9 protein-coding genes are annotated in these 12,603 nt (G+C 70.2%); 4 read left to right on the top strand and 5 right to left on the bottom strand.

Annotated elements, in window-relative coordinates; all coding sequences use genetic code 11:
* Positions 1 to 40: 40 nt before the first annotated feature.
* A complete protein-coding gene (locus tag ASE68_RS10045; protein ID WP_055857940.1) occupies positions 41 to 1,378 on the top strand; it encodes a glutamine synthetase family protein in 1,338 nt (445 codons plus the stop codon).
* A gap of 10 nt (positions 1,379 to 1,388) precedes the next feature.
* The gene (locus ASE68_RS10040) at positions 1,389 to 4,409 is read left to right on the top strand and encodes a bifunctional [glutamine synthetase] adenylyltransferase/[glutamine synthetase]-adenylyl-L-tyrosine phosphorylase (protein WP_055857937.1); all 3,021 of its coding nucleotides are present in this window, start codon (positions 1,389 to 1,391) and stop codon (positions 4,407 to 4,409) included.
* A 218-nt stretch (positions 4,410 to 4,627) separates the two neighbouring features.
* On the opposite strand, the gene glnA is transcribed toward ASE68_RS10040, so the two are convergent.
* Positions 4,628 to 6,052, bottom strand: coding sequence for a type I glutamate--ammonia ligase (gene glnA, locus ASE68_RS10035; protein ID WP_055857935.1), 1,425 nt, complete (start codon positions 6,050 to 6,052; stop codon positions 4,628 to 4,630).
* A 147-nt stretch (positions 6,053 to 6,199) separates the two neighbouring features.
* Between glnA and ASE68_RS10030 the strand changes: the two genes are divergently transcribed.
* Positions 6,200 to 6,634, top strand: a complete 435-nt coding sequence (locus ASE68_RS10030; protein WP_055857933.1) for an RDD family protein — start codon at positions 6,200 to 6,202, stop codon at positions 6,632 to 6,634.
* 145 nt (positions 6,635 to 6,779) lie between these two features.
* On the opposite strand, the gene ASE68_RS10025 is transcribed toward ASE68_RS10030, so the two are convergent.
* From ASE68_RS10025 to lipB, 3 genes are all read right to left on the bottom strand, one after another.
* Entirely contained in the window at positions 6,780 to 7,490 is a 711-nt protein-coding gene (locus ASE68_RS10025; RefSeq protein WP_055857931.1) for a DUF4191 domain-containing protein, read from the bottom strand.
* A gap of 73 nt (positions 7,491 to 7,563) precedes the next feature.
* Positions 7,564 to 8,553: a lipoyl synthase gene (gene lipA, locus ASE68_RS10020; protein WP_055857930.1), complete on the bottom strand. Its 990-nt coding sequence runs from the start codon at positions 8,551 to 8,553 to the stop codon at positions 7,564 to 7,566.
* Entirely contained in the window at positions 8,550 to 9,191 is a 642-nt protein-coding gene (gene lipB, locus ASE68_RS10015; RefSeq protein ID WP_055857927.1) for a lipoyl(octanoyl) transferase LipB, read from the bottom strand. Before lipB ends, lipA begins: the two co-directional genes overlap by 4 nt.
* Before the next feature lie 275 nt (positions 9,192 to 9,466).
* Between lipB and ASE68_RS10010 the strand changes: the two genes are divergently transcribed.
* Complete coding sequence (locus ASE68_RS10010; RefSeq protein ID WP_055857925.1) at positions 9,467 to 11,062, top strand: hypothetical protein; 1,596 nt, start codon at positions 9,467 to 9,469, stop codon at positions 11,060 to 11,062.
* Here the strand turns inward: ASE68_RS10010 and sucB are convergent.
* Positions 11,059 to 12,573 (bottom strand): 2-oxoglutarate dehydrogenase, E2 component, dihydrolipoamide succinyltransferase, encoded by a 1,515-nt coding sequence (gene sucB / locus ASE68_RS10005; protein ID WP_055857922.1) that lies wholly within the window; start codon positions 12,571 to 12,573, stop codon positions 11,059 to 11,061. The two genes, ASE68_RS10010 and sucB, sit on opposite strands and share 4 nt — an antisense overlap.
* Between the last annotated feature and the right edge of the window lie 30 nt (positions 12,574 to 12,603).

Raw genomic sequence — 12,603 nt, 5'->3', positions numbered from 1 at the left:
CCGCTTACCGCTACCCTGAGAGGAGCGAGAGAGGGTGTGGATGGACAAGCAGCGTGACTTCGTTCTTCGGACGATCGAAGAGCGGGGGGTCAAGTTCGTCAGGCTCTGGTTCACCGACGTCGTCGGCACCCTGAAGTCGGTCGCGATCGCCCCGGCAGAGGTCGAGGGCGCGTTCACCGAGGGCATCGGCTTCGACGGCTCGGCCATCGAGGGCCTGAGCCGCACCTACGAGTCCGACCTGCTCGCCTACCCCGATCCCACGACGTTCCAGACGCTGCCGTGGCGCGGTGACATCGACCCGACGGGTCGCATGTTCTGCGACATCACGACGCCCGACGGCGAGCCGGCCGTCGCCGACCCGCGCAACGTGCTCAAGCGCACGCTCGCGCGTGCGGCCGACCGCGGCTTCACGTTCTACACGCACCCCGAGATCGAGTTCTACCTGCTCCGCTCGTCGAAGTTCGGCGACGAGGGGCCCGTGCCCGTCGACTCGGCCGGCTACTTCGACAACGTGCCGGGCGGCACCGCTCACGACTTCCGTCGCCGCTCGGTGCGCATGCTCGAAGACCTGGGCATCTCGGTCGAGTTCAGCCACCACGAGGCCGGCCCCGGCCAGAACGAGATCGACCTGCGCTACGCCGACGCGCTCACCACGGCCGACAACATCATGACGTTCCGCACGGTCATCAAGGAGGTCGCGATCGAGCAGGGCGTCTACGCCACCTTCATGCCCAAGCCGTTCTCGCAGTATCCGGGCAGCGGCATGCACACGCATCTCTCGCTCTTCGAGGGCGACGCGAACGCGTTCTACGAGGCCGGCGCGCAGTACCAGCTCTCCAAGATCGGGCGTCAGTTCATCGCGGGCCTCCTCCGCCACGCCAACGAGATCTCGGCGGTCACGAACCAGTTCGTGAACTCCTACAAGCGGCTGTGGGGCGGCGACGAGGCCCCCAGCTTCATCTGCTGGGGCCACAACAACCGCTCCGCGCTCGTGCGCGTTCCGCTCTACAAGCCGAACAAGGGCCAGAGCGCGCGCGTCGAGTACCGCGCCATCGATTCCGCGGCCAACCCGTACCTCGCCTTCTCGCTGCTGCTCGCAGCCGGCATGAAGGGCATCGAAGAGGGGTACGAGCTGCCGGCAGAAGCCGAAGACGACGTCTGGGCCCTCACCGACAGCGAGCGCCGTGCACTCGGCTACAACCCGCTGCCCGCGAGCCTCGACCACGCGATCGAGTACATGGAGGAGTCCGAGCTCGTCGCCGAGACGCTGGGCGAGCAGGTCTTCAACTACGTGCTCGCGAACAAGCGTGCCGAATGGCGCTCGTACCGCTCGCAGGTCACGCCCTTCGAGCTGCAGCGCAACCTCGAGATCCTCTGACGCGCCCCGGATGTCACGCCAGGCACCAACACTCGGTCGACTGGCGCGCGCCGGTTTCGACGACCTCTCGGCCGCCGCGGCCAGGCTCGGGTCGCTCGCGGAGCTGACCGGACTCGACGAGGAGCACCTGCTCGTCGCGTTCGGGCACGCCGCAGACCCCGACGAGGCGCTGATCGCCACCGAACGGTTGCATGCGCGCGCGCCGCAGGAGGTCTCGGCGGTGCTCGCTCCCGCAGCTTCGGCCGAGCGGTTCGCTCGGCTGGTCGGCGCGTCGAGGGGGTTCGCAGACTTCCTGCAGCGGCATCCGTCCGAGATCGCGCTGTTCCAGGAGGTGCCGGGGCCGCCGTTCACGACCGACGAGGCCCGCGCGCTCCTGCTCGCGACCGTCGCCGGCGCCTCGGCGCATCCCTCCGTGTCATACGAGCGCGTGGCGTCGGCACTGCGCGTGCGCTATCGCAGCCTGTTGGCCCGCATCGCCGTGTTCGACCTCACCCGGGTCGACGCGGTCGAGGCGGTCGAGACGGTGGCGGCCGGACTCGCCGACCTCTCTGGTGCGACCCTCGACGCGGCGCTCGACGTCGCCCGGCGGTTCAGCGCCCGCGCGGAGGGTGCGCCGGCAGCACCGGGGCTGTACCCCGAGGCGGAGGTCGCGGCATCCCGCCTCGCCGTCATCGGCATGGGCAAGGCCGGGGCGCGCGAGCTCAACTACGTCAGCGACGTCGATGTCATCTTCGTCGGCGAATCGGCCGACGAAGAGGTCGTCTCGACGGCGCGAGCGCTCGAGATCTCGACCCGACTCGCGATGCTCACGATGCGCGTCATCGCCGAGCCGGGCATCGAGCCGCCGCTCTGGGAGGTCGATCCGAACCTCCGCCCCGAGGGCAAGGACGGCGCGCTCGTTCGCACGCTCGAGTCGCACCTGCAGTACTACGACCGGTGGGCCAAGAGCTGGGAGTTCCAGGCCCTGCTGAAGGCGCGGCCGCTCGCGGGCGACCTCGAGCTCGGTGATCGCTACGCGGCCGGAGTCGCACCCAAGGTGTGGGCGAGCTCGGGCCGTGACGGGTTCGTCGAGTCCGTGCAGCGCATGCGCGAGCGCGTGACCGAGCACATCCCGGCCGACGAGGTCGGCGTGCAGCTGAAGCTCGGCCCGGGCGGCCTCCGCGACATCGAGTTCACGGTGCAGCTGCTGCAGCTCGTGCACGGTGCCTCCGACGACGCGATCCACCAGCCGGGCACGCTGCCGGCACTCTCGGCCCTCGCCGACAACGGCTACGTCGGTCGCGAAGAGGCCGCCGAGTTCTCGCGCGACTACCGACTGCTCCGTGTGCTCGAGCACCGCCTGCAGCTCGAGCGGCTGCGACGCACCCACCTCATGCCGCGTGATGCGGCAGGCCTGCGTCGGCTGGCTCGGGCCTCCGGGCTCGCCCCCGATGCCGAGCGACTCGGCGAGATCTGGCAGTCGACCAAGCAGCGCGTGCGCGGGCTGCACGAGCGCCTGTTCTACCGTCCGCTGCTCTCGGCGGTCGCCGCCCTCCCGGCGTCGGGACTCGAGCTCACGAGCGCCCAGGCCGAGGCGCGGCTCGCGGCGATCGGCTTCCGCGACCCCCGCGGTGCCCTCGCGCACATCGGTGCGCTCACCTCGGGCGTCTCCAGGAGAGCCCAGATCCAGCGCAACCTCATGCCCGTGCTCATCTCCTGGTTCGCCGAGGGCACCGACCCCGACTTCGGGATGCTCTCCTTCCGGCGGCTGAGCGACACCCTCGGCACGACCCACTGGTACCTCGGACTGCTCCGAGATTCCTCGGATGCCGCGCTCAACCTGACGAAGGTGCTCTCCGGGTCCCGCTACGCGGCCAAGATGCTCGAACGCAGCCCCGAGGCGGTGGCCTGGCTCGAGGACCTCGATGAGCTGCGTCCGCGATCCCGCGAGGCACTCCGCGAGGAGTCGCGCGCCGTGCTGCAGCGGCACCACGATCCCGACGCCGCCGCCAAGATCCTGCGGGCCATCCGACGCCGCGAGGTGCTGCGTCTGGCGTTGGCGGCGATCCTCGACGTGTGCACGGTGCAGGAGCTCGGCTGGGCGTTGAGCGACCTCACCGAGAACCACATCGCCGCGCTCGTCGCCGCGATCCGTGGCGAGGAGCCCGACGGCATCGAGTTCGCCGTGATCGGCATGGGCCGATTCGGCGGGCGAGAGCTCGGCATCAGCAGCGACGCCGACATCATCTACGTCTATCGGGCCACGGATGCCGCACCCGACGCCGCGCATTCGCGGGCGTTGCGCATCGTCGCCGAACTGGTTCGACTCAGCGAAGACGCCCGGCTGCCGTTCGAGCTCGACGCGGACCTCCGCCCCGAGGGCCGAAACGGCGTGGTCGCACGCTCGCTCGACGCCTACCGGGCGTACTACGCGCGCTGGTCGCTGACCTGGGAGGCGCAGGCGCTGCTCCGCGCGCGCGGCGTCGCGGGCGACCCGGCGTTGCTGGCCGACTTCACCGAGCTCGCCGACACGATCCGCTATCCAGAGCAGATCTCCGAGCGCGACGTGCGCGAGGTCAAGCGCATCAAGGCCCGCGTCGAGAACGAACGACTGCCCCAGGGCGCTGATCCCAAGCGGCACCTCAAGCTCGGGCGCGGATCCCTCAGCGACGTGGAGTGGTTCGTCCAACTGGCGCAGCTCGAGCATGCGGCCGGGGTTCCGGCGCTTCGCACGACGTCGACGCTCGAGGCCCTCGACGCGGCGGTCGAGCACGGCCTCATCTCCGCCTCCGACGCCGAGACGCTGCGCGCGGCATGGATTCTCGCCTCCCGTGCGCGTTCGGCCCTGACCCTCTGGCTCGAGCGCACGACCGACGTGCTGCCCGTCGAGCGCACCCAACTCGAGGGCGTCGCCCGCATCATGGGCTACCCGCCCGGATCGGCCACCCAGCTCGAAGACGACTACCTCGCCGTCACCCGTCGTTCGCGCGCCGTGTTCGAGCGCGGGTTCTACGGCGAGGAACAGCAGCGCCGCGAACCGACGTCGGGCTGACCGGGGCTCGCCCGCCCGCGGGCTCGCGTGCCGACGGCCGGCGTCCGCGGGTCAGTTCGTGGGCAACCGGATGTCGGCGCACCCGGGGCCGTTGGCGACCGCGAGCGGCGCGGAAACCGAGCAGCGCGGAAACCGAGCAGCGCGGAAATGCGGAACGGCCCGCATCGCCGAAGCGATGCGGGCCGTTCCTGTGGGGACACCGCAGGGGGATGCGGGGATCAGACGCCGTAGTAGAGCTCGAACTCGAACGGGTGCGGACGCTGAGCCAGCGGCTTCAGCTCCTTCTCGCGCTTGTAGTCGATCCAGGTCTCGATGAGCTCCTTGGTGAACACGCCGCCCTCGAGGAGGAAGTCGTGGTCGGCCTCGAGCGCGTCGAGCACGGCGTCGAGCGAGCCCGGAACCTGCGGGATCGTCTTGGCCTCCTCGGGCGGGAGCTCGTAGAGGTCCTTGTCGACGGGCTCGTGCGGCTCGATGCGGTTCTTGATGCCGTCGAGGCCCGCCATGAGCTGCGCGGCGAACGCGAGGTACGGGTTGCCCGAGGCATCCGGAGCGCGGAACTCGATGCGCTTGGCCTTGGGGTTGGTGCCCGTGATCGGGATGCGGATCGCAGCCGAGCGGTTGCCTGCCGAGTAGACCAGGTTGACGGGAGCCTCGAAGCCGGGAACCAGGCGGTGGTACGAGTTCACCGTCGGGTTCGTGAAGGCCAGCACCGCGGGGGCGTGCTTGAGGAGGCCGCCGATGTACCAGCGCGCCAGGTCGGAGAGGCCGCCGTAGCCCGCCTCGTCGTAGAAGAGGGGCTTGCCCTCGCTCCACAGCGACTGGTGCGTGTGCATGCCCGAGCCGTTGTCGCCGAAGAGCGGCTTCGGCATGAACGTGGCGGACTTGCCCCACTGCTCGGCCGTGTTCTTGACGATGTACTTGAACTTCAGGATGTCGTCGGCCGCGTGCACCATGGTGTCGAAGCGGTAGTTGATCTCCTGCTGGCCGCCCGTGCCCACCTCGTGGTGCGAACGCTCGAGGATGAAGCCGGCCTCGATGAGGTTCAGCGTGATGTCGTCGCGCAGGTCGGCGGTCTTGTCGACCGGGCTGACCGGGAAGTAGCCGCCCTTGTAGGGGGTCTTGTTGCCGAGGTTGCCGCCCTCTTCTTCGCGGCCGGAGTTCCATGCGCCCTCGTCGGAGTCGATGGAGTAGAAGCTCGCGTTCTGCTTCACCTCGTAGCGCACGTCGTCGAAGATGTAGAACTCGGCCTCGGGGGCGAAGAACGCGGTGTCGGCGATGCCGGTGGACGCGAGGTACTTCTCGGCCTTCTTGGCGACCTGACGCGGGTCCTTCGAGTAGATCTCGCCGTTGCGCGGGTTGTAGATGTCGAAGATCATCACCAGGGTGCGCGCGGTGCGGAACTGGTCGATGTACGCGGTGGTCACATCGGGGATGAGCTGCATGTCGGACTCGTGGATGTTGGCGAACCCGCGAATCGAGGAGCCGTCGAAGAGCTGGCCGACGGTGAAGAACTCCTCGTCGACGGTCGACGCCGGGATGTTGAAGTGCTGCTGCACACCCGGGAGGTCGGTGAAGCGGATGTCGAGGAACTTGACATCCGTCTCCTTGATGAACTTAAGCACTTCAGACGAATCACTGAACATGGGTTGGAATCTCCAAGGGGGCGAGTTGAACCGGCGAGGCCGGACGGACGTGCACAGCCGTAGTCGACCGTACCGAGTGGTGGTTACCCGACCATGACGCAATTGTTTCAGACGTGTTACGTCGCCGCCGCTCGGTAGAATCGATGGATGCCTGACGCGACCCCCACCACCTTCGGCCAGCTCGAGCCCAGCCGGTGGCCGGGGGAGCGGCTCGGGCTGCCCGACGAGGGCCCGAACTCGGTCGCGCGGGTCGGTCGGCGCATCGCCGCGATCCTCATCGACTGGGCCGCCGCACTGGTGATCGCGCTGCTCTTCGCGCCATACAGCTCGCTGCTGCACTCCTGGCTCACGCTCGGCATCTTCGCGCTCATGCAGGTCGTGTTCATCCCGACCATCGGCGGCAGCGTCGGCCACCGGCTCATGGGGCTGCGCATCCTGCCGATCGCCGGAGGATGGGTCGGGCTCTGGCGCCCGGTCGTGCGCACGCTGCTGCTCGCCATCGTGGTGCCCGCGCTCGTGTGGGACTCCGACCAGCGCGGATTCCACGACAAGGTCGCGGGCACGGTGCTCGTCCGCTCCTGAGCGGCGGATGCTCCGCACGCCGGCTCGCGACATCCGGAGCCCCTGAGGCACGCCCGCCCGCGGCATCCGGAACCGGATCGATCGCCCGAACGACGAACGCGGCACCCGACCAGGTCGGATGCCGCGTTCGGGCGTCGGTGGGGGATCAGCGCATCTTGCCGCGCTGCGGCCGCGCCTTCATCGGGTCGATGCCCTTCGGGATGGGCAGCGAGGACTGCAGCGAGTTCAGGCGGTTCGACACCGCGAGCACCTCGGGCTTGGTCAGGGAGCGCTTGATCTTTCGCAGGGCGGCGGGCAGGCGGTGCAACTCGATCGCACCGTCGTCGTGGCCGACCGCGATGAGCGTGATCGGCACGTTCGGCAGCACGCGGGCGACCTTGCGCTTCTCGTCGTCGAGCATGCGCTTGGTGCGCGTCTGCGGACCCTCGCTGATGAGGGCGACGCCGCCGCGCCCGACGGAACGGTACACCGCGTCTTGCGTCTTGCCGTTGACGGCGACGGGCATCTCGTTGCCGATCCAGCCGCCGCGGAGTCCGCTGCGCAGGACCGCACCGACCGCACCGGGCTGGCCGTCGATCTGCGCGTAGGCCGCGCGCTCGGCACGTCGACCGAGGACGATGAGCGCGAGCAGCAGGCCCGCGAGCACGCCCGCCACGATCCACAGCGCGATCGTGAAGCCATTGCCCTCGCTCAACCAGAGGGCGAGCCCGAGCCCGACGATGACGGGGGCCAGGAACACGAGCAGCATGAGCCACTGCGCGCTCGAGTCGTAGCGGCGGGTCATCTGGAAGACCTGCCACATCTGCTTCAGACGCCCTGGCTCCTTCGGAGCGGACGAATCCTTGGTGCGTGCCATGTGCACAAGGATACCGGCGCGAAGGGCCGCTTCCGACCGCGATCGTGACGGTCGGAAGCGGCATCCGGATGACTCAGCCGACTGCCTGCGCGAAGCCCAGTGCCGGATCGGCCAGATGGGACAGCTCGGCGGGCAGCGTGCGCCCCTTGGCATGCATGGACTGGGCCCACAGCCGCCCTGCTCGGTACGACGATCGCACGAGCGGCCCGGAGAGCACGCCGAGGAACCCCATCTGTTCCGCCTCGGCCTTGAGCTCGATGAACTCCTCGGGCCGCACCCACCTGGCCACGGGCAGGTGGCGAGGGCTCGGACGGAGGTACTGCGTGATGGTGATGATGTCGGTGCCGGCATCGTGCAGGTCGTGCAGGGCCTGCGTCACCTCCGCACGCTCCTCGCCCATGCCGAGGATGAGGTTCGACTTGGTGATCAGGCCGGCATCACGGCCTTGGGTGATCACGTCGAGCGATCGCTCGTAGCGGAACGCGGGCCTGATGCGCTTGAAGATGCGCGGCACGGTCTCGACGTTGTGCGCGAAGACCTCGGGTCGGGCGTCGAACACCTGCCGCAGCAGGTCGGGCTCTCCGTTGAAATCGGGCACGAGGATCTCCACGCCGGTTCCCGGCGACTGGCGGTGGATCTCGCGGATCGTCTCGGCGTAGAGCCAGGCGCCGCCGTCGGGCAGGTCGTCGCGGGCGACGCCGGTGACGGTCGAGTAGCGCAGCTGCATGCGCTGCACGGATTCGGCGACGCGCCGCGGCTCGTCGACGTCGTAGTCGGCCGGCTTGCCGGTGTCGATCTGGCAGAAGTCGCAGCGCCGCGTGCACTGGGAGCCGCCGATGAGGAAGGTCGCCTCGCGGTCCTCCCAGCACTCGTAGATGTTCGGGCAGCCGGCCTCCTGACAGACCGTGTGCAGGTCTTCGCTCTTCACGAGGTCCTGCAGTTGGCGGTACTCGGGCCCCATCTTCGCCCTGGTCTTGATCCACTCGGGCTTGCGCTCGATCGGCGTCTCGGCGTTGCGGACCTCGAGGCGCAGCATCCGGCGCCCGTCTGGAGCGGCGCTCATGCGGCGATCACGGCCTCGAACTCGGTGCGCAGGGCGGCCTCGACCTCGTCGACGACCTCGGTCGGCGTGACCTCGCGGCCCAGCTCGCGCGAGATGGTCGTCACCCCGGCGTCGCGGATGCCGCAGGCCACGATTCTCGAATACGGTTCGAGTTCGTTCGAGCAGTTCAGCGCGAAGCCGTGCGTGGTCACGCCCTCGGCGACGCGGATGCCGATCGCGGCGATCTTGTTCTCGTGACCGGCATCGCCGACCCAGACGCCCGAACGGCCCTCGACTCGTCGACCCTCGACGCCCAGGCCCGCGAGCACGGCGATGAGCACGCCCTCGAGCCTGCGGACGTAGCCGACGACGTCGACCGGCTCGTCGAGGCGCAGGATCGGATAGCCGACGAGCTGCCCTGGGCCGTGCCAGGTGATCTTGCCACCGCGATCGACGTCGATGACCGGGGTTCCGTCGGTCGGCCGCTCGTCTGGCGACGTGCGCCTGCCTGCGGTGTAGACGGAGGGGTGCTCCAGGAGGAGGACGGTGTCGGGGCGTTCGCCCCTGACGACCGCGCGATGGACGGCGCGCTGAAGGTCGAGACCTTCGATGTACGGCACGGAGTTGGCGCTTAGCCCCGCGACGACGAAGTCGAGCATGCTCCGAGTCTAGACACGAGCGCCGTGCCACTCGTCCTCCCCACGCCGCGTCGGCGGACGCTTCGCATCGGTGGAGCTGGTCCTCGTCGTTCCGGGTGACTCATGGGCGGCACCGTAGGCGGATGAGCAGTGGGCGGACGAACGGCGGGCGGTCGGGTGGCAGGTGGTCTGGGGGCGAGCGGTCTGGCGGCGGAGGCGGGCGAGGTCGGCCCGGCCGACGATCGGGGGGATCGGATGCCGGGGAGTCCGCGCACCTCCAGGCCGCGCCGCTCGCCGTGGCAGGCGCGGGCATCGCGGGCTACCGGATCCTCAGGCGCATCGGATCCGGCTCGCGGGCCGACGTCTTCCTCGCGGTCGCGCAGCACGCCGAGGCCAGCGGCGATGCGTCCGCAGACCGGCGAGCCGACTCCCCATGTGAGACCGCCCCGCTCGTCGTGATGCGCATCTACCGCGACGACGTCGACGACCTCTCGATCGCCGCCGAGCTCGATGCGATGCACGCCGTTCCGGGCGCCGGCCTGCCGACGCTGCTGGATGTCGCGACCACCGACTCCGGCGGCAGGGTCGCCGTCGTGGAGCGCATCGGGGGAGCGACGGTCGCGCAGGTGATCCACGAGCGCAGCCTCGAGCCGGGCGAGGCCGTGACCTTGATCGCACCGGTCGTCGCGGGCATCGCACGTCTGGCCGAAGCCGGATTCGTGCACGGCAGGCTCGCGCCGAGCGATGTGCAGCTCGACTCCAGCGGCCGACCGCGTCTGCTCGGTCTCGGTGGTCTCGAGCCGCTGCCGGGTGACCACGCGTCCGCCACGATGTTGCGTCGAACCGGGCTCGACGCGCTCACGGCGTACGTCGACCAGGTCGTGGGCGCCGTACGCCCGGTCGGGGTGTTCGACGCCGCGGTCGATCTCGCCAAGACCGCGCTCGCGACTCGACCGTTCTCCCCGTTCGAGCGGGACCTCGAGCAGGCCCTCTTCCGCGCGGCGGCGCCGGCGCCGGTCGCGGGGCTTCCGCCGGTGCGGGAGCTCAGGCTCCCCGCTCGCGTGCTCGCCCCGCAGGCTCCCGAACCCGTCGAAGCGGCCGCGACCGCCGGTCCAGGTGCGAAACGGATGCGGCGCCGAGGGCTGCCGGGGCAGGCGGAGTCACGGCGCCTGACCTCGGGCCTGTTCGATCTCGCCGAGGTTCCGGTGCCGCTGATCGAACATCTCGCCGAGTCCGCCGATGCCGATCGCGTGGCGACCGTTCGACGGCGCGCGACGGCGTGGGTCGGGGCGCGTCGCAGGCCGGTGGTGGTCGGCGCGCTGCTCGGCGCTGCAGCGCTCGTGCTGCTGCTCACGGTCGTACCCTCCGCGGGCGGTGGCACCGATGGGAACCAGGGCGCGACTGCGTCGGCGGATGCCGGTCGGGCCGTTGCCGGAGCGGCGGAGGATGCGGAGGCCGACGGGGATCCGGCGGCCACGTCGACACCGAATGCGGGTGCAGTGACGGATGCGGAGTCGAGCGTCGACGAGGGGGAGGCAGACGACGACGAAGCGGGGTCGCCGGGCGAGGGTCTCGAGTCGCAGGACCCCGTCGTGGGCGCTCGCTCGCTGCTGCAGTTGCGCGAGTCCTGCTTCGCCGAGCTGGATCCGTCGTGCGTCGCCTCGTACGTGCAGCCCGGCTCGCCATTGGAGGACGCGGATTGGAATCTGATGCTCGCGGCGCGGGATGGCGCGGGCGGCGTGGAGGCCTACGATCCCGAGCGGATGGAGGTCGTGACGGAGATGGGTGCTGCGGTGCTCGTGCAGGTGGCACGTGTCGACGACGAAGAACCGGCCTCGCTCCTCGTGGTGAGGAGCGAGGCCGGTTGGCGTCTTCGCGAGATCTTCGACTAGATGCCGAGGTCGGCCTCGAAGTCGCCCGACTCGAGACGGTCCTTGACGGCCGTCAGGAAGCGAGCGGCGTCGGCGCCGTCGATGATGCGGTGGTCGTACGAGAGCGCCAGGTAGACCATCGAGCGAACGGCGATCGCCTCGGAGCCGTCGGTGGTCACGACCACCGGACGCTTGACGACGATGCCGGTGCCGAGGATCGCCGACTGCGGCAGGAACACGACGGGCGTGTCGAACAGTGCGCCGCGCGAGCCGGTGTTGGTCAGCGTGAACGTGCCACCCGAGAGCTCGTCGGGCTTCAGCTGGTTGTTGCGCGTGCGGTCGGCGAGGTCGGCGATCTGCGCGGCGAGGCCGGCGATGTCGAGCTCGCCCGCGTTGCGGATGACCGGCGTGAGCAGGCCGCGCTCGGTGTCGACCGCGATGCTCACGTTCTCCTGCGCCGGGTACACGATGGAGTCGCCGTCGACGGTCGAGTTGATGATCGGGAACGCGCGCAGCGCCTCGGCGGTCGCGAGGGCGAAGAACGGCAGGAAGCTGAGCTTGTTGCCGGTCTTGGCGAGGAAGTCGCCCTTGACCTTGTCGCGCAGGCGCGCGACCTTGGTCACGTCGACCTCGACGACCGAGGTGAGCTGTGCGGTCGACTGCATCGACACGACGGCGCGCTCGGCGACGACCTTGCGGAGTCGGGTCATCGGAACCGTGGTGCCGCGCAGCGGCGACGCCTCGAGCGGCGTGCGAGCGGGAGCCGCCTCCGCCTGCGGGGCGGACTGCGCCGAGATGACGTCCTGCTTGCGGATGCGGCCGCCGACACCGGTGCCGGTGACGCTGGCGAGGTCGACGCCCTGCTCGTTGGCGAGCTTGCGGACGATCGGCGTGACGTAGCCGGGTGCGCCGGCGTGCGAGCCGGACGCGGCCGGAGCCTCGGCAGCGGCTGCCGGTGCCGCGGGTGCTGCCGGAGCGGCAGGTGCCTCTGCGGCCGGAGCCGCGGGAGCGGCAGGTGCCTCTGCGGCGGGAGCCGCAGGGGCGGGTGCTGCCGGAGCCTCTGCTGCCGGGGCTGCCGGGGCTGCGGGTGCTGCTGGAGCTGCCGGTGCCTCTGCGACCGGGGCCGCGGGTGCTGCCGGAGCCGCCGGTGCCTCTGCTGCCGGGGCGGGTGCTGCCGGAGCTTCTGCGGCCGGAGCGGCCGGAGCCTCGGCAGCGGGTGCTGCCGGTGCCTCGGGCGCCGGGGCTGCGGCGGGCTCGGGCTCGGGCGCTGCCTCAGCGGGCGCTGCAGCGGCGCTGCCGTCGCCGATCGTCACGAGTGCGGTGCCGACCTCGACGGTCTCGTCCTCCTGGACGAGGATCGCCTCGATGACACCGGCAACCGGCGACGGGATCTCGGTGTCGACCTTGTCGGTCGAGACCTCGAGCAGCGGCTCGTCGACCTCGACACGGTCGCCGACGTTCTTCAGCCATCGGGTGACCGTGCCCTCTGTGACACTCTCACCGAGTGCCGGGAGGCTGACGGATTCGCTCATGCGCTTGTCTCCTTCACAGCGTTGGGACGC

It is taken from the genome of Agromyces sp. Leaf222 (assembly GCF_001421565.1).
GTDB lineage: Bacteria > Actinomycetota > Actinomycetes > Actinomycetales > Microbacteriaceae > Agromyces.
The sequence above is the reverse complement of the archived record's forward strand: the minus strand, read 5'-3'. Positions and strand labels throughout refer to the sequence as shown.

Bases quoted from the DNA above. Each gene is read 5' to 3' on its own strand.
- sucB (WP_055857922.1), bottom strand. From the start codon at position 12,573: ATGAGCGAATCCGTCAGCCTCCCGGCACTCGGTGAGAGTGTCACAGAG.
- lipB (WP_055857927.1), bottom strand. From the start codon at position 9,191: ATGCTCGACTTCGTCGTCGCGGGGCTAAGCGCCAACTCCGTGCCGTAC.
- ASE68_RS10025 (WP_055857931.1), bottom strand. From the start codon at position 7,490: ATGGCACGCACCAAGGATTCGTCCGCTCCGAAGGAGCCAGGGCGTCTG.
- ASE68_RS10045 (WP_055857940.1), top strand. From the start codon at position 41: ATGGACAAGCAGCGTGACTTCGTTCTTCGGACGATCGAAGAGCGGGGG.
- lipA (WP_055857930.1), bottom strand. From the start codon at position 8,553: ATGAGCGCCGCTCCAGACGGGCGCCGGATGCTGCGCCTCGAGGTCCGC.
- glnA (WP_055857935.1), bottom strand. From the start codon at position 6,052: ATGTTCAGTGATTCGTCTGAAGTGCTTAAGTTCATCAAGGAGACGGAT.
- ASE68_RS10030 (WP_055857933.1), top strand. From the start codon at position 6,200: ATGCCTGACGCGACCCCCACCACCTTCGGCCAGCTCGAGCCCAGCCGG.
- ASE68_RS10040 (WP_055857937.1), top strand. From the start codon at position 1,389: ATGTCACGCCAGGCACCAACACTCGGTCGACTGGCGCGCGCCGGTTTC.